The organism is Reyranella sp. (assembly GCF_017305915.1).
Lineage (GTDB): Bacteria > Pseudomonadota > Alphaproteobacteria > Reyranellales > Reyranellaceae > Reyranella.
The window spans coordinates 92131-106433 of sequence record NZ_JAFKJN010000013.1 but is presented as its reverse complement, the minus strand read 5'-3'; the positions used below and the strand labels follow the sequence as shown (position 1 = coordinate 106433).

The 14303-nt window shown below is 67.4% G+C and carries 20 protein-coding genes; 12 read left to right on the top strand and 8 right to left on the bottom strand.

The annotated features are described in order from the left end of the window. Positions 1–64 precede the first annotated feature (64 nt). The 3 genes from J0J01_RS11880 to J0J01_RS11870 all read left to right on the top strand — a co-directional run bounded on the left by J0J01_RS11880 (position 65) and on the right by J0J01_RS11870 (position 2283). Positions 65–625, top strand: coding sequence for an OmpA family protein (locus J0J01_RS11880; protein ID WP_296380769.1), 561 nt, complete (start codon positions 65–67; stop codon positions 623–625). Between the two features lie 167 nt (positions 626–792). After that, positions 793–1032: a hypothetical protein gene (locus tag J0J01_RS11875; RefSeq protein WP_296380767.1), complete on the top strand. Its 240-nt coding sequence runs from the start codon at positions 793–795 to the stop codon at positions 1030–1032. A gap of 66 nt (positions 1033–1098) precedes the next feature. Next, the gene (locus tag J0J01_RS11870) at positions 1099–2283 is read left to right on the top strand and encodes an acyl-CoA dehydrogenase family protein (protein WP_296380765.1); all 1185 of its coding nucleotides are present in this window, start codon (positions 1099–1101) and stop codon (positions 2281–2283) included. Positions 2284–2286: 3 nt separating this feature from the next. Here J0J01_RS11870 and J0J01_RS11865 read toward each other — a convergent pair whose 3' ends face one another. Beyond that, on the bottom strand, positions 2287–2979 hold the full coding sequence (locus J0J01_RS11865) for a hypothetical protein (protein WP_296380763.1): 693 nt from the start codon (positions 2977–2979) through the stop codon (positions 2287–2289). Between the two features lie 69 nt (positions 2980–3048). Between J0J01_RS11865 and J0J01_RS11860 the strand changes: the two genes are divergently transcribed. Continuing rightward, on the top strand, positions 3049–3993 hold the full coding sequence (locus tag J0J01_RS11860; RefSeq protein WP_296380761.1) for an adenylate/guanylate cyclase domain-containing protein: 945 nt from the start codon (positions 3049–3051) through the stop codon (positions 3991–3993). On the opposite strand, the gene J0J01_RS11855 is transcribed toward J0J01_RS11860, so the two are convergent. Next, complete coding sequence (locus J0J01_RS11855) at positions 3980–4417, bottom strand: hypothetical protein (protein ID WP_296380760.1); 438 nt, start codon at positions 4415–4417, stop codon at positions 3980–3982. The two genes, J0J01_RS11860 and J0J01_RS11855, sit on opposite strands and share 14 nt — an antisense overlap. Positions 4418–4522: 105 nt before the next feature. Between J0J01_RS11855 and J0J01_RS11850 the strand changes: the two genes are divergently transcribed. Further along, positions 4523–4666, top strand: a complete 144-nt coding sequence (locus J0J01_RS11850; protein ID WP_296380758.1) for a hypothetical protein — start codon at positions 4523–4525, stop codon at positions 4664–4666. A gap of 1 nt (position 4667) precedes the next feature. Here the strand turns inward: J0J01_RS11850 and J0J01_RS11845 are convergent, their stop codons facing one another. Both J0J01_RS11845 and alaS read right to left on the bottom strand, forming a co-directional pair. Further along, positions 4668–5018: a hypothetical protein gene (locus tag J0J01_RS11845; RefSeq protein ID WP_296380756.1), complete on the bottom strand. Its 351-nt coding sequence runs from the start codon at positions 5016–5018 to the stop codon at positions 4668–4670. Continuing rightward, on the bottom strand, positions 5018–7672 hold the full coding sequence (gene alaS, locus J0J01_RS11840; RefSeq protein WP_296380753.1) for an alanine--tRNA ligase: 2655 nt from the start codon (positions 7670–7672) through the stop codon (positions 5018–5020). The genes J0J01_RS11845 and alaS overlap by 1 nt, the downstream gene beginning before the upstream one ends. A 60-nt stretch (positions 7673–7732) precedes the next feature. Here alaS and J0J01_RS11835 point away from each other — a divergent pair, with 60 nt between their 5' ends. Then, complete coding sequence (locus tag J0J01_RS11835) at positions 7733–8452, top strand: YkgJ family cysteine cluster protein (RefSeq protein ID WP_296380751.1); 720 nt, start codon at positions 7733–7735, stop codon at positions 8450–8452. Between the two features lie 186 nt (positions 8453–8638). On the opposite strand, the gene recA is transcribed toward J0J01_RS11835, so the two are convergent. Continuing rightward, positions 8639–9709 (bottom strand): recombinase RecA, encoded by a 1071-nt coding sequence (gene recA, locus J0J01_RS11830; RefSeq protein ID WP_296380749.1) that lies wholly within the window; start codon positions 9707–9709, stop codon positions 8639–8641. Positions 9710–10114: 405 nt separating this feature from the next. Between recA and J0J01_RS11825 the strand changes: the two genes are divergently transcribed. The 3 genes from J0J01_RS11825 to J0J01_RS11815 all read left to right on the top strand — a co-directional run bounded on the left by J0J01_RS11825 (position 10115) and on the right by J0J01_RS11815 (position 11035). Continuing rightward, entirely contained in the window at positions 10115–10324 is a 210-nt protein-coding gene (locus tag J0J01_RS11825) for a cold-shock protein (protein ID WP_296380748.1), read from the top strand. A 134-nt stretch (positions 10325–10458) separates the two neighbouring features. Then, a complete protein-coding gene (locus J0J01_RS11820; RefSeq protein WP_296380746.1) occupies positions 10459–10692 on the top strand; it encodes a hypothetical protein in 234 nt (77 codons plus the stop codon). Between the two features lie 22 nt (positions 10693–10714). Continuing rightward, complete coding sequence (locus tag J0J01_RS11815) at positions 10715–11035, top strand: hypothetical protein (RefSeq protein WP_296380744.1); 321 nt, start codon at positions 10715–10717, stop codon at positions 11033–11035. A gap of 42 nt (positions 11036–11077) precedes the next feature. Here the strand turns inward: J0J01_RS11815 and J0J01_RS11810 are convergent, their stop codons facing one another. Together J0J01_RS11810 and J0J01_RS11805 are read right to left on the bottom strand one after the other, a co-directional pair. Continuing rightward, a complete protein-coding gene (locus J0J01_RS11810) occupies positions 11078–11413 on the bottom strand; it encodes a hypothetical protein (RefSeq protein ID WP_296380742.1) in 336 nt (111 codons plus the stop codon). Between the two features lie 70 nt (positions 11414–11483). After that, positions 11484–11711: a hypothetical protein gene (locus J0J01_RS11805; protein ID WP_296380740.1), complete on the bottom strand. Its 228-nt coding sequence runs from the start codon at positions 11709–11711 to the stop codon at positions 11484–11486. Between the two features lie 478 nt (positions 11712–12189). Between J0J01_RS11805 and J0J01_RS11795 the strand changes: the two genes are divergently transcribed. Both J0J01_RS11795 and J0J01_RS11790 read left to right on the top strand, forming a co-directional pair. Continuing rightward, positions 12190–13230 (top strand): fatty acid desaturase, encoded by a 1041-nt coding sequence (locus J0J01_RS11795; protein ID WP_296380736.1) that lies wholly within the window; start codon positions 12190–12192, stop codon positions 13228–13230. Between the two features lie 14 nt (positions 13231–13244). Then, the gene (locus J0J01_RS11790) at positions 13245–13427 is read left to right on the top strand and encodes a hypothetical protein (RefSeq protein WP_296380735.1); all 183 of its coding nucleotides are present in this window, start codon (positions 13245–13247) and stop codon (positions 13425–13427) included. 162 nt (positions 13428–13589) lie between these two features. Here J0J01_RS11790 and J0J01_RS11785 read toward each other — a convergent pair whose 3' ends face one another. Beyond that, positions 13590–13733 (bottom strand): hypothetical protein, encoded by a 144-nt coding sequence (locus J0J01_RS11785; RefSeq protein WP_296380733.1) that lies wholly within the window; start codon positions 13731–13733, stop codon positions 13590–13592. Positions 13734–14040: 307 nt separating this feature from the next. On the opposite strand from J0J01_RS11785, the gene J0J01_RS11780 reads away from it, so the two are divergent. Continuing rightward, positions 14041–14301 (top strand): hypothetical protein, encoded by a 261-nt coding sequence (locus J0J01_RS11780; protein WP_296380730.1) that lies wholly within the window; start codon positions 14041–14043, stop codon positions 14299–14301. Positions 14302–14303: the final 2 nt, after the last annotated feature.

The following is a 14303-nucleotide window of genomic DNA, read 5'->3' as shown; positions in this document are numbered from 1 at the left end:
CTGCAGCAGCGAGCCTCCACCGCCTCCACCTGCGCAGCCCCAGCCTGCACAGGCGACCTCGTTCATGGTCTTCTTCGATTGGGATCGCTACAACCTTTCCCCGCAGGCTGAGAGCACGATCGGCCAGGCGGCCGCTGCCTTCAAGCAGACGGGTGCTGCCCGCGTCGTCGCGACCGGTCATGCCGACCGCTCCGGCCCCGAGAACTACAACATGGCGCTGTCGCTGCGTCGCGCGAACGCGGTCAAGGACTCGCTCGTTCGCAACGGCGTGCCGGCCGGCGCGATCCAGGTGATCGGCAAGGGCGAGACCCAGCCGCTCGTCCCGACCGCCGACGGCGTGCGCGAGCCGCAGAACCGTCGTGTCGAGATCGTCATCGGCGAGGGCCAGGCCGCGGTGCCGGCGGTCTTCGCCGATCCCCGCTCCTACTGTAAGGCGTTGAGCGACAAGTGGCGCCAGTATCGCAACGCGCAGGTCGACACGGTCGAGGCCGCGGCGATCGCCAAGTGCGAAGCCGGCAACTATGCCGAAGGCATCCCGGTCCTCGAGGACGCCCACATCAAGGCCAAGATCCCGCTGCCGGCTCCTGGCTATCGCTGGCCGGGCCGTCCCTACACGCCGGCCTAAGGCATCCTGACATCGACGGAAAAGGCGGCCCCCGGGCCGCCTTTTTCTTTGGCCGGCAACCTCCGGAGCGGGGGAAAATCCGGGCCCCTTTGCCTTTGCGCGCCAAAAGCCTTAAAAGGCGTTCGCGGCCCGGTGGGATGGGTCGCCCCGTACTTGGGAGTTCAGGTGTGAACCACGTCCTGGTGGGCGCTCTGATGTTCGTCTTCGGAGTAGCCTTCACCTTCGGAGCGGCCACGGCTGTGCAGGCTTGGCACATGTCGAAGCAGGCTCCGGCCGATCAGGGCCCGGTCATCGACCAAGCCTTGCTGCGCCCGGCGTTCGACTATCGCCGCCGCTCCAACGATTGCGCCCCGGCCTCGCTGTGGCCGCAGCCGGTCAACGCCTCTTCCGCGATCCGGCAGTACTAGTTTCGCTCCATTGACACGCTCGCGCGCGGCGGCGCCCAATCGGGCCAGCCTCGCGGAGGGTCCTGTATGAGCACTGTCACCGCCTTGCCCGTCAAAGCCGATCCGGTGGCGCGGGCGCGTGCCCTCGCCACCGCGCTCGAGGCCGCCGCCGACGAGATCGAGCGGACGCAGGAAATCCCCGAGCCGCTGCTCGGCCAGCTGCACGAGGCGAGGCTGTTCCGCATGCTGCTGCCGCGCTCGGTCGGCGGCGATCAGGTCGAGCCCTGGGTCTACATGCGCGCCATCGAGGAGATCGCCCGGTGCGACGGCTCGGTCGGCTGGAACAGCTTCGTCGCCAACAGCTCGGCCCTGATCGCGCCCTACATCCCGATCGAGGCGGCGCGCACCATCTACAGCGACCCGCGCGGGCTGATCGCCTGGGGCCCGCCCAACCAGCATCGCGCCATTGCGGCGCCCGGCGGCTACCGGGTCACCGGCGAATGGCACTTCGCCTCGGGCTCGCGCCAGGCCAACTGGATGGGCGCGCACTGCCACGTCGTCGAGCCGGACGGCTCGCTCAGGCTGAACCGCTTCGGCCGGCCGACCGTGCGCACCCTGCTGATGCCCAAGGACCGCGTCACGCCGATCCGCGACTGGAACACGCTCGGCATGCGCGGCACGGCGTCGGAGGGCTATTCCATCACCGATGTGTTCGTGGCGGAGGCGTTCTCCGGCACGCGCGAGGACCCGACCTTGCGCCGCGACCGCGGGCCGCTCTACGCCTTCACCACCCAGGGCCTCTATGCCGTCGGCGTCGCCGGCGTAGCGCTCGGCATCGCCCGCGCCATGCACGAGGCCTTCATGGCGCTCACCGTCGACAAGGTGCCGCGCTACATGGCGCGGCTGGCCGACAACCCGGTGGTGCAGTCGATGGTGGCGCACAACGAGGCCGCCCTCGGCTCGGCGCGCGCTTACTTGGTCGACATCCTGAAGGAGTGCTGGGCTGGCGCCGACGACATCGAGCCGCTGGCCTCGGCCGACCGCGCGCGGGTGCGGCTGGGCTGCAGCCAGGCGATCCGCGCCGCGCTCGACGTCACCGATGCGGTCTACAAGGCGGCCGGCACCTCGGCGATCTTCCTCGGCACGCCATTCGAGCGGCGCTTCCGCGACATCCACACGCTGTCGCAGCAGATCCAGTCGCGCGAGGCGCATTTCGAGACCGTCGGCAAGGTCATGCTGAACGGCGACCCCGACAACAGCTTCCTCGGCTGAGGCCTACTTCGCGACGATCCAGGCTTTGATCTTGTCGACGGTCTCGCGCTCGATGCCGTTGTAGCCGTGATAGGCGAAGGCCTCGCAGTCGTCGCCGGTCGATTTGCCGCCGTCCATCTCGATCAGCTCGGTGCCGTAGTTGCGATGCGACGCCTCGCCCGATGACGGGCGGGTGACCCGGCAGGCGTCCATGCGGTGCAGCACGATCAGGTGCCGGCTCCTGAACTTGCGCGGATCGAAGGTGGCGATGCCGTTCATCGACGAGGAATGCACGAAGCCCGCGACCTTGCCGTCGAGCGGCATCGACAGGGCCATCGTCGATTCGGTGCTGCGCGACGTGCCGACCATGTAGACCTTGAGCGGACCGAAACGCTTCTGCAGGTCGCCGACGATGGCCAGGATGCGGTCGGACGAGGTCGTGGCGTCGGTCGAGGCCGAGACGAACGGGCCGGTCGCGAACAGCGCGCGCGAGCGAACGAGGAAGTTGCCGCCGGCGCGGAAAGCCAGCCTGCCGCCGGTGCCGATCTGAGGATCGAGGATGCCCGGTCCGCCCGGCATCAGGATGACGGCATAGACCGGCTGCCCGCCGCCCGTCAGCATGTAGGAGAACGACCCGGCCGAGGCCAGCTCGTCGGCCGCCCGCGCGGTTCCCGCAAGGCAGGCCAACGCAAGGAGACTACCCAGGAACCGCCGCATTTTCGGACCGTAGCACAAATTTGTCGGTTATCCGCCGCCACCGCGGCGCCTCCGAGCCGTTAGGTAGATATGGAAGCCCCTCCTCTCGAACGGAAACTCGTCGCCATCCTGGCCGCCGACGTCGAAGGTTACAGCCGGATGATGGAGATCGACGAGGAGGGCACGCTCGCGATCCTGTCGGCCCATCGCAGCATCACCGATGAACTGATCGCCCAGCACGGCGGGCGGATCTTCAACACCGCCGGCGACAGCGTGCTGGCCGAGTTCGCTTCGGTCTTCGCGGCGGTGGACTGCGCGGTCGACATCCAGCGCGAGCTTGCCTTCGCCAACGCGCCGCTCGACGAAGCCAAGCGGCTGAAATTCCGTATCGGCATCAATGTCGGCGACGTGATGGTCAAGGATGGCGACATCTTCGGGGATGGCGTCAATATCGCCGCCCGCCTCGAAGGCCTCGCCGAGCCGGGCGGAATCTGCATATCGCGCGGCGTGCGAGACCAGATCCGGCACAAGCTGCCGCATATGTTCGAGGACCTGGGCGAGCAGGCGGTCAAGAACATCGCCCAGCCGGTGCGCTGCTTCCGCATCCTACCGCGCGAAGGCAAGCCCACGCCGCCGCCGACGCCCGAGCCGATCGCGCTCCAGACCGAGCCCCCCAAGGCGGCCACCGCAGCCGCTCCCGACCCCAAGGCGGTCGAGCTGGTGTTCTGGGACTCGATCAAGGACAGCCTGCGCGCCGCAGACTACGAGGCCTACCTCGAGCAGTATCCCGGTGGCGCCTTCGCGACGCTCGCACGGGCACGGCTGGCCGAGCTGCTCGACTCGGGCGGCGCCGCGCGCGATCCGGCGGAGCGCGAGATCGAGCTCGCCTTCTGGGACTCGGTGCGCGAGCTCGACAACATCGAATCGCTGCGGGCCTATCTCGACAAGTATCCGACCGGCGAGTTCGTCGCCCTGGCCGAGATCCGCCTCAAGGAGCTCGCCGAGACTCCGAGGACGACGGCTACTGCACCGTGACGCGCTGGCTGTGTTGCACGGCGGCCTGTCCGTCCTGCGGCGCGACCTCGGCGACCTCGCAGCCCGGCAGCAGCGCGCCGATCTTCATCGACACCTCGACGAATCGCGTGCCGCCCTCGTCGATCAGCACCTGGCCGGCGCCGGTCTTGTCGCCGATCCTGCAATCGACCTCGATCGGGCCCGGCGGGCCCTCGAGCCGCAGATAGGTGTTGGAGCCGAGCTGCGCGGTGCGGCCGCCGACGACCTGCACGTCGATCGGTCGGGCGAGGCCCATGTAGCCGGTGCGATAGACATAGAGCGCACCCTTGCCGGGCGCGGGCGGCGGAAAGGCCTTGGCCGCCTGGTCGGCCTGCGGGTCGGCCATCGGCACCTGCGCGCAGCCGGACAGGACCAGCGCGGCGGCGATCACGGCTTTGCGGATCACGGGCATTCTCCCAGTTTGCGTCAGGGTCATTGAAGCGCGGTGCGGCGTCGGCGTGTCGGCGATTTGAAGGCAACTCGCGGGCGGGCGCGGCGTTCCCTCCCTGCCATGGATTCCAAGAAGCCCAAGCCCCACGACCACGAACCCAGCCTGGACGAGAAGCTCGACCGTGCGCTGGAAGACACCTTCCCGGCCAGCGATCCGGTGTCGATCACCGAGCCTGCCCCGGCGCCGAAGAAGAAGGGCGACTAGCTCAGCGCTGCCACCACGACCGCTGCGGCTGCGAATAGCCGCGCTGTTCCATGCAGTTGGCGATCAGCCGATCGGAGCGGCGGACGTCGTCGTAATTCGCCATGTCGCTCGGCAGCGTGGTCTGGCCGTAGCGCTCGTAGTTGCCGGCGAACACTTCGCGGCGCGAATCGTCGATGTTGCGCCGGGTCTTCATGTAGTCGTTGACGGTCGCGCGGCACAGCTCGCGGTCGCGCGCGTACTTCTCCGGACTGGCGTTGGCCTTGGCATCGCTCGCCGCCCGCGCGGAGTCGTCCTGCTGCTGCTGTGCGCACGCCGCCAGCAGCAGGATCGCGAGGAGGCCGAGGCGCCGCATCACTTCGCCCCGCCGACTGCGGCCTCGATCGCCTTCAGGGCATCGGACGCCTTGGCCGCATCGGGGCCGCCGCCCTGCGCCATGTCGGGCCGGCCGCCGCCGCCCTTGCCGCCCAGCGCCGCGACGCCGGCCTTCACCAGCTCGACCGCGCTCATCCTCTTGGCGAGATCGTCGGTGACGCCGACCACCGCCGAGGCCTTGCCCTCCTCGACGCCGATCAGCGCGACCACGCCCGAGCCCAGCTTCTTCTTGTACTCGTCGGCCATGCCCTTGAGGTCCTTGCCAGGCACGCCGTTCAGCACGCGGGCGACCATCTTCACACCCGCCACCTCGCGGATCTCGTCGGCCGGATTAGCGGCACCGCCGCCGCCCGCCATGGCGAGCGCCTTGCGCGCATCGGAGAGCTCGCGTTCGATCTTGCGCTGGCCGTCGATCAGCGCCTGCAGCCGCGCCGGCAGGTCCTCCGGCCGCACCTTCATCACCGACGCCGCCTGGTTGAGCAGGTCGATCTGGTGCCGCACATGCGCCTCGGCCGCGTTGCCCGCGACCGCCTCGATGCGGCGCACGCCGGACGACACCGCACCCTCGCCGAGAATGCGGAACAGGCCGATGTCGCCGGTGCGCAGCGCATGGGTGCCGCCGCACAGCTCGACCGAGTAGGTCTCGCCGTCCCGGCCGCCCATCGACAGCACGCGCACCTCGTCGCCGTACTTCTCGCCGAACAGCGCCATCGCGCCGGCCGCGATCGCCTCCTCCGGAGTCATCAGCCGCGTCATCACCGGGCTGTTCAGCCGGATGCGCGCGTTGACCTCGTCCTCGACCGCGCGCAGCTCCTCGGCCGAAATCGCCTTGGTGTGGCTGATGTCGAAGCGCAGCCGATCGGGCGCGACCAGCGAGCCCTTCTGCGTGACGTGCGTGCCGAGATGGCGGCGCAGCGCCTCGTGCAGCAGATGCGTCGCCGAATGATGCGCCCGCAGTTGCGCGCGGCGGATCGGGTCGACCGTCATGACGACATCGTCGCCGACCTTGATCCCGCCCTTCTCGACCGTGGCGTGATGGGCATGCAGGTCGCCCACCATCTTCTGGACGTCGAGGATCGCCGCCTCGCCGTTGCCGCCCGCGAAGCGGCCGTTGTCGCCCTGCTGGCCGCCCGACTCGGCGTAAAACGGCGTCTGGTTGGCGATCAGCCAGCCGGTCTGCCCCGCCTTCAGCGCGGAGACTTCCTTGCCGTCGACGATGATCGCCACGACCTTGCCCTCGGCCTGCTCGGTGTCGTAGCCCAGGAACTCGGTGGCGCCGACCTTCTGGCGCACGTCGAACCAGATCGCCTGGTCGGCAGTCTCGCCGGAGCCCGCCCAGGCCGCGCGCGCCTTGGCGCGCTGCTCGTCCATAGACTTCTCGAAGCCCGCGGTGTCGACCGCGATGTCGCGCGCCCGCAGCACGTCCTGCGTCAGGTCGAGCGGGAAGCCGAACGTGTCGTAGAGCTTGAAGGCGACCTCGCCCTTCAGCGTGCCGCCGGCGCTCAGGCCCTTGGTCTCGTCGTCGAGCAGCTTGAGGCCGGTGCCCAGCGTCTTCTTGAAGCGCGTCTCCTCGAGCTTCAGCGTCTCGGCGATCAGCGGCTGCGCCCGCACCAGCTCCGGATAGGCATCGCCCATCTCGTGCACCAGGGTCGGCACCAGCTTGAAGACCATCGGGTCCTGCGCCCCCAGAATGTGGGCGTGGCGCATCGCGCGGCGCATGATGCGGCGCAGCACATAGCCGCGGCCCTCGTTCGACGGCAGCACGCCGTCGGCGATCAGGAACGAGGTCGCGCGCAGATGGTCGGCGATCACCTTGTGCGAGGCCGCCTGCGGTCCGTCGGGATTGACGCCGGTCTCGTGCGCCACCGCCTCGATCAGGGCGCGGAAGAGATCGATGTCGTAGTTGTTGTGTTTGTGCTGCAGGACGGCAGCCAGCCGCTCCAGCCCCATGCCGGTGTCGATCGACGGCTTGGGCAACGGGACGCGGGTCTCCTTGGTCTGCTGCTCGAACTGCATGAAGACCAGGTTCCAGATCTCGATGAAGCGGTCGCCGTCCTGGTCGGGGCTGCCCGGCGGGCCGCCGGGAATGCCGTCGCCGTGGTCGAAGAAGATCTCTGAGCACGGGCCGCACGGGCCGGTGTCGCCCATCGCCCAGAAATTGTCGGACGTCGGGATGCGGATGATCTTGCTGTTGGAGAAGCCCGTGACCTTGCGCCAGATCTCGGCCGCCTGCTCGTCCTCGCTGAACACGGTCACCAGCAGCCGGTCCTTGGCGAGGCCGTACTCCTTGGTGATCAGGTTCCAGGCGAGCTCGATCGCCAGCTCCTTGAAGTAGTCGCCGAACGAGAAGTTGCCCAGCATCTCGAAGAAGGTGTGATGGCGCGCGGTGTAGCCGACATTCTCGAGGTCGTTGTGCTTGCCGCCGGCGCGCACGCACTTCTGCGACGTGGCGGCGCGCGTGTAGGGCCGCTTCTCCAGGCCGGTAAAGACGTTCTTGAACTGCACCATGCCGGCGTTGGTGAACATCAACGTCGGGTCGTTGCGCGGCACCAGCGGGCTCGACGCGACGACCTCATGGCCGTTCGTGCGGAAGTATTCTAGGAATGTGCGACGGATGTCGCTGACGCTTGCCATAATGCGGTCCTTGTAGCGTGCGCGCGGCGGCCTAGTCCACAACGCGGGAAACGGCGATTCATGGCCGAAACAGGCCAATCCACGGCAACTCTCCGTCTCAAGGTCGGCGACCTTCAGATCGCCCATCCGCTCACCGTCCCCACCCGCCCGGTGGCCGCGACCGCCGTGCTGCCGGCCCTGGAGGGGCTGGTGAACGCGGTGGTCGAGGCCGCGGAGAAGGGCAAGGCTATCTCCTGCCGCAAGGGCTGCGGCGCCTGCTGCCGCCAGCTCGTGCCGATCTCGCGCACCGAGGGTGAAGCGCTGCTGGCGCTGATCGAGGCGATGCCCCGGGAGCGGCGCAAGGCGGTGCGAACACGGTTCGCGGCGGCGGAAGCGGCGATCGCCCGGGCGGGCCTGGCCGAGCGTGCAACCCGCAGCGACCGGGAGTCCGCCCGGTCTGATCGGGCGTTGTCGCTGGCGTACTTCGCCCTGGGCGTGCCCTGCCCGTTCCTCGAGAAGGAGAGCTGCTCGATCCATCCCGACCGGCCGCTGGTTTGCCGCGAATATCTCGTGACCTCGCCGGCCGAGCTTTGTGCGGGACCGGCGCAGGAAGGCGTGACGCCGGTGCCGGTGCCGAAGCTGTCGGCCGGCGCGCGGCGGCTGCAGGACGAGAGCGACACCTGGTTCCCCCTGGCCTTGCTCTTCGCCTGGAGCCGCAAGAGGCCCGTCTCCGCGAAGCGGCGACCGGGTACGGAATGGGTCCAGAGATTCCTCGGGAGTCTCACGAGTCTCAAGTCGTGAGACCTGGCGGATGCCGATGGCGTCGCGCTTTCCCGGCAGGAGTCTCAGAGTGTCAATCCCCCTTCTTCCTGTCGGCAGGGGGCCCCCTCTCTAATAAAAACGGCGGTGCCGTGGGGCGGCACCGCCGGAGACCGAAGATCAGGGGAGAGTCCTGTCTTTCGGCGTGAGCGCTCGAGGGGCTGAGCGCTATTCCTCGTCCTCGTCATCCTCTTCCTTCGAGCCGTCCAGCGCGCCCGCCAGGATGCCGGCGTTCTCGCGGACCTTCTTCTCGATCGCCTGCGCCACCTCGGGGTGCTCGCGCAGGTAATTCTTGGCGTTCTCGCGGCCCTGGCCGATGCGCTGGCCGTCGTAGGAGAACCACGAGCCCGACTTCTCGACCACGCCGGCCTTGTCGCCAAGATCGATCAGCTCGCCGGTCTTGCTGATGCCCTCGCCGTACATGATATCGAACTCGACCACCTTGAACGGCGGCGCGACCTTGTTCTTCACCACCTTCACGCGGGTCTGGTTGCCGACCACCTCGTCGCGATCCTTGAGCGCGCCGATGCGGCGGATGTCGAGGCGCACCGAGGCGTAGAACTTGAGCGCATTGCCGCCGGTCGTGGTCTCGGGGCTGCCGAACATCACGCCGATCTTCATGCGGATCTGGTTGATGAAGATCACCAGCGTGTTCGACTTGGAGATCGTCGCGGTGAGCTTGCGCAACGCCTGGCTCATCAGGCGGGCGTGCAGGCCGGGCAACGAATCGCCCATCTCGCCTTCGAGCTCGGCGCGCGGCACCAGGGCGGCGACCGAATCGATCACCAGCACCTCGATCGCGCCCGAGCGCACCAGCGTGTCGGCGATCTCGAGCGCCTGCTCGCCGGCATCGGGCTGGGAGATCAAGAGGTTGTTGATGTCGACGCCGAGCTTCTTGGCGTAGGCCGGATCGAGCGCATGCTCGGCATCGATGAAGGCGCAGGCGCCGCCCTTCTTCTGGGCTTCGGCGATGACGTGCAACGCCAGCGTCGTCTTGCCCGAGCTTTCCGGGCCGTAGATTTCGATGACGCGGCCCTTCGGGAGTCCACCGATGCCGAGCGCGATATCGAGGCCCAGCGAGCCGGTCGAGATCGCCTCGATCTCCAGCGCCTCGCGCTGGCCGAGCTTCATGATGGAGCCCTTGCCGAAAGCGCGCTCGATCTGGGCGAGGGCGGCGTCCAGGGCCTTGTTCTTGTTCTCCATGCCTTCTTTCTCGACCAGTTTCAGCGCTGCCGACATTGGCTGCCTCCTCTATGTCCCATGGCCCGCTTCGGGGCGGCAATGCGGATAAGTCCGCGGCGTGTGTGCGGCACTGTACGCTCTTTGTTCTAGTCAACAAGGGGATAAATAGAAGCTTGAATCAATTAATGTTATTGACACTTGTTCTAGTGGCGTTCCCATTTATCCACAGGATGGATTGTTAGACGCACTACCGATCACACCCCCTGCGCTTTTTCTCCTTAGGCGGGCGGGGGCCTTGTAAGTGCGGTCGGAAAGACCATATTAACTCAGTCGATACACGGACTGACGACTTGGCTGCGGCTCCAGCTTTCGCAGCGCCTCCGAGATCCTGAAAAAATTGCAACTTCGACAGGTCCGCCCCTCGTGGTTGGCCGGCATATCCATGCTCGTGAAAGGCGTTCCATGTCTCAGGGAACCGTGAAGTGGTTCAACACAACCAAGGGCTTCGGCTTCATCCAGCCGGATGACGGCGGCGCGGATGCCTTCGTCCATATCAGCGCCGTCGAGCGCGCCGGCCTGCAGCACCTGACCGAGGGGCAGAAGCTTCAGTTCGATCTGGTGCAGGACCGCCGCGGCAAGATGTCGGCCGAGAACCTGAAGCCGATCGGCTGACCCGGCCATCAGTTCGGTAAGGGGCCGCCGGAAACGGCGCCCTCGTTTCTCCGCCGCCGCCGACCACGGATGTACTGGCGGACCGCGCGGCGGGGAGACGGACCGATTCCCAATAGGCGTGCGGAGGCCGACGAATGGACATCACCAAAGACACTCTCTTGCGGAAAGCCGATGCGCTTCTCGCCGAGGCACGTCGGGCGCGGAAATTGTCCGCCGCCCAAGCGCCGGGGGCCGACCGCGACCAGCTCATGCGCGATGCCGTGGAGCTGGAGAGCAGGGCCGCCCGCCTCGAGAAGGATGCGGCCTCGGCCAAGAACGGTGTGTTCGCCGGCCTGCAGCGGCCGGCATCCTCGCCATTCCGCTCCTGACCGCGCGGCGCAGGTCACGCTCATGAAATTCCTCGGCAAGTTGCGCGGCAACGGCACGCTGGCCAGTACCGACGGTCCGATCGGTCCCGCTGGCTACGAGCTGGACGGCTACGTCATGCGTCCCGGCGCGGTTGTGGCATCCGGCGAGCTGAGCCTGGAAGCGGGCGTCCTGCTGGGCGCCTTCGAACGTCGCGGCCTGCATCTCGTCACCGCCGACGGCCGGAAGCTGCCGCTGCGCTTCACCGGCAAACCGTCGGACCGCCACGGGCGCATCGCGCACGTCGACATCTCCGAGGGACTTCCCGACGAGAAGGAATGGCGGCGGCTGAAAACGGCGTCGTAGAAGCGCGGCTTCGCGGCCGCCCCTCTCCCCATCGGCTTTGCCTCAGTGAAGGTTCTTCTCGCCCGTCCGCGGCACGGGGGCGAGCAGGATGTCGGCGAGGTCCGGGGCGATCTCCTTCACCTCGTCGAAGAACACCGTGAAGTACCGCGGCAACAGGGCCCTCACTTCTTCGCCGATCATCATGTCACCGCTCTGGGACAGCAGGGTGAGCGAGGTGGCTTGCTGGAACCACAGCACCACTTCCTCCACCGAGTCCGGGTCGTCGAGCACGATGAGCAGGCCGAGGTTCGATGCGGCGCGCTCGCGCTTCACGCGCGCCATCGTCTTGTGACTCGGGTCGGCCAGAGAGAAGCCCAGGATCGCCGTGCTGCCGGACATCAGTTTCACCTCGTATTGCCGCCAGGCCAGCGAGCCCGGCGGCCGCCGTCCCTCCTCTCCGGATCGCGGGCTAGCGGACATCGTTCGCCTGCCGTTCGGCATAGGCGAGGATCAGCCGCTGCTTGGCCGCCAGATACTCGAACCATTCAAGCTGAGCCGATTCGGGGCAACCCGAAACATCGAGAGCGTCGGCGATCGATTCGCGAGTGGCGCATGACTCGCTGATCCGCAGCCAGGTGTCGTAGGCCTCCTGGAGCTCGTGGCGAAGGCGCGTGCGCCTGTCGTCAAACGCTTCCATGCGTGACCTCCTCGGGGCGGTGACGGGCAGCGGTGCTCAAGCGGCAGCACGGTGAAGACGACGCGCGCTTGGATCCAGCACGGCGAGGATCGTCGCCCGAACTCGCCAAGCTGTACGTCTTCCGAGGGCGGTCGTCCAATACGCAATAAAGGCAAGATGATTCCGTCCGAAGGCTTGTCCGCAGGCTTGCCCAAAGGCTTGTAAGTGCGGCGGGAGAGCCCATGTCTCGAGGGACTGACCACCTGGGGCGCGGTTGGAACTTTCGCGACCTCCGAAATCCCGAAATGGTTCGACTTCGACGGCCGGCCCCCGCCTGGGTCGACCGGTACATCCATGCTCGTGAAAGGTGCCCCATGTCCCGAGGAACCGTGAAGTGGTTTGACGAAGCCAAAGGCTTTGGCTTCTTCCAACCGGACATCGACCGTCGCGGCAAGACGGCCGCCGAGAACCTGAAGGCGCTGGACTGACCGGCGCAGCCTTGGAGACCCTGGCCGGGGATTCAGAACAAGAGCCGCCCCAGGCGGGTGCCGCGCGGCAGGCTGTTGCCGCATTCGCGCGGCCCATCAAGCATGACGGCCTAGTACAACTTCTGACGTCGTTCGGCCCCTTCATCGCCGCTTGCGCCGCGATGTACCTCGTCTTTCCGATTTCGATCTTCCTTACCATGGCGCTGGCTGTGCCCACCGGTGCACTGATGGTGCGCGTCTTCATCGTGCAGCACGACTGCGGCCACGGATCGTTCTTCCGTTCGCAGCGCGCCAATACCGTCATCGGCCGGCTGTGCAGCGTGATCACGCTGACCCCTTTCGCCAATTGGGCGCGCCAGCACAGCCAGCATCACGGCAACTGGAGCAACCTCGACCGTCGCAGCGGTCTCGACATCTATTCAGACTGCCTGACGGTTCGCGAGTACCTCGCGCTGCCGCGCTGGCGGCGCTGGCGGCATCGCCTGCCGCGCCATCCGCTGGTCGCCCATCTGCTGCTGCCGCCGCTGGTGTTCCTGGTGCTCTATCGCGTGCCGTTCGATACGCCGCGCCGATGGAGGCGCGAGCGTCTTTCGGTCCATCTCACCAACCTCACGCTCGCGGCGTTGTTCGGTACGCTGGCGCTGCTGCTGGGTTGGCAGCGGGTCCTGACGGTTCATGTGTCGGTGATGGTCGTTGCATCGATCATCGGCGTCTGGCTGTTCTCCGTGCAGCACCGGTTCGATACGGCCCAGTGGACGCGGTGCGGCGACTGGGATGCCGCGGCCGCTTCGATGGAGGCATCGTCATGGCTGCACCTGCCCCGCGTGCTGCGCTGGATCACGGGCAACATCGGCTTCCATCATATCCACCATCTCAATCCCCGCGTGCCCAGCTACCGGCTCGCTGCAGCGCACGACGCCGTCCAGCGCATTTGGCCGGTCAAGCCGCTCAGCCTGCTGCGCGGACTGGGCGCGCCGTGGCTGGCCTTGTGGGACGAGGCGAGCGGCCGACTTGTGAGCTTCCGAGAAATCAACCCGTGTGAACGACCATGACTGGAGACGGGCCGATGGTGAGCGTTGAACAGGAGACGCTGCTGCTGCAGGCGCAGACCGCGCGCGATCTGGCGCAGCGCGCCAAACGGCAAGCCGAGCGTGTCACCAATGCCGACGATCAGACCCGCCTTCGGTCGCAAGCCGAGCAACTCGTCAGCCGGGCCGAACAGTTGGAAGCAAAGGCCATGACGGTCTAGAAAAACATCCCCGGCGCCAGAACACGTCACCGCGTGCGAACGCCCGCGGCATTCTCGCCGCTGAAAATCTTCACGGCAGGTCGAAGGCTGCACCCCGATCGCTTCTTCTTCGTGGATTGTTCGACAGGCCAGGCGCCGTGCGACCGCGGCGTCAGCCGCCGGTCAGCGTCGTTCGCGCCGGCACATCCACCACGCGCGCCACGCACTGAGGCGTTCCTGTGGCGTGCCGGTCAGCGCAAGCCAGCGGTATTCCAACTCGGCGCCTTGGGCATCGAGCCTATCGCTGCGCTTCAGGGTCGAGGCCATGTCCGATCCGTCCCGGCTTGTCACATGCCGGCGGATCCCTGTAGCGGCCTCCCGGGCCGCGCCTGCCTGTTCAATAAAGCTCCGCATCGCTGCTCTCCATCCAAGATGACGGATTGAAGACCATCGCCGTCCGGCGGGCGTGAGTTGAGCGTTACCGGGACGTGAAAAGTGCGGTGCACAAAATGCGGCCGGATTGAAGCTCACGGCGCCAGACGCGCATTGAAAGAGCATTCACGCTGCACCCCTCACGCGCAGTTGACGCGCCGCACCCTCGCAGTTGCGAGACGAGAGAGCCACATCTCCGTCCATGCTGTACGAACCCGCCCCCTATCGCTGGCAGGATCATGTGATCTCGCCGCGCCGCGCCGCAGAAAGCCTGGTGGCAACTGCAGCGGTCGCCCTCGTCTTCGGCGGAGCCCTGGCCTTCGCCTGCGTCAGCGGCCCGATCGCCGACCCGCCCGACCCGCCCGTGACGCATGCCGCCGTCAGCGAGCGCACGCCGTCGCTCTGCCAACTGGTCAAGCGGCCGGGAGCGCCGGACCACGGCCCGAAGCTCCACCGGCTCTGATC

What these genes read in the sequence shown, in the direction of transcription:
- recA (WP_296380749.1), bottom strand. Translation starts at nt 9,709, where the DNA reads ATGTCGGCAGCGCTGAAACTGGTCGAGAAAGAAGGCATGGAGAACAAG.
- J0J01_RS11805 (WP_296380740.1), bottom strand. Translation starts at nt 11,711, where the DNA reads ATGGAAGCGTTTGACGACAGGCGCACGCGCCTTCGCCACGAGCTCCAG.
- J0J01_RS11845 (WP_296380756.1), bottom strand. Translation starts at nt 5,018, where the DNA reads ATGCGGCGCCTCGGCCTCCTCGCGATCCTGCTGCTGGCGGCGTGCGCA.
- J0J01_RS11850 (WP_296380758.1), top strand. Translation starts at nt 4,523, where the DNA reads ATGGATTCCAAGAAGCCCAAGCCCCACGACCACGAACCCAGCCTGGAC.
- J0J01_RS11815 (WP_296380744.1), top strand. Translation starts at nt 10,715, where the DNA reads ATGAAATTCCTCGGCAAGTTGCGCGGCAACGGCACGCTGGCCAGTACC.
- J0J01_RS11860 (WP_296380761.1), top strand. Translation starts at nt 3,049, where the DNA reads ATGGAAGCCCCTCCTCTCGAACGGAAACTCGTCGCCATCCTGGCCGCC.
- alaS (WP_296380753.1), bottom strand. Translation starts at nt 7,672, where the DNA reads ATGGCAAGCGTCAGCGACATCCGTCGCACATTCCTAGAATACTTCCGC.
- J0J01_RS11785 (WP_296380733.1), bottom strand. Translation starts at nt 13,733, where the DNA reads ATGGCCTCGACCCTGAAGCGCAGCGATAGGCTCGATGCCCAAGGCGCC.
- J0J01_RS11810 (WP_296380742.1), bottom strand. Translation starts at nt 11,413, where the DNA reads ATGTCCGGCAGCACGGCGATCCTGGGCTTCTCTCTGGCCGACCCGAGT.
- J0J01_RS11780 (WP_296380730.1), top strand. Translation starts at nt 14,041, where the DNA reads ATGCTGTACGAACCCGCCCCCTATCGCTGGCAGGATCATGTGATCTCG.
- J0J01_RS11880 (WP_296380769.1), top strand. Translation starts at nt 65, where the DNA reads ATGGTCTTCTTCGATTGGGATCGCTACAACCTTTCCCCGCAGGCTGAG.
- J0J01_RS11790 (WP_296380735.1), top strand. Translation starts at nt 13,245, where the DNA reads ATGGTGAGCGTTGAACAGGAGACGCTGCTGCTGCAGGCGCAGACCGCG.
- J0J01_RS11865 (WP_296380763.1), bottom strand. Translation starts at nt 2,979, where the DNA reads ATGCGGCGGTTCCTGGGTAGTCTCCTTGCGTTGGCCTGCCTTGCGGGA.
- J0J01_RS11835 (WP_296380751.1), top strand. Translation starts at nt 7,733, where the DNA reads ATGGCCGAAACAGGCCAATCCACGGCAACTCTCCGTCTCAAGGTCGGC.
- J0J01_RS11870 (WP_296380765.1), top strand. Translation starts at nt 1,099, where the DNA reads ATGAGCACTGTCACCGCCTTGCCCGTCAAAGCCGATCCGGTGGCGCGG.
- J0J01_RS11825 (WP_296380748.1), top strand. Translation starts at nt 10,115, where the DNA reads ATGTCTCAGGGAACCGTGAAGTGGTTCAACACAACCAAGGGCTTCGGC.
- J0J01_RS11820 (WP_296380746.1), top strand. Translation starts at nt 10,459, where the DNA reads ATGGACATCACCAAAGACACTCTCTTGCGGAAAGCCGATGCGCTTCTC.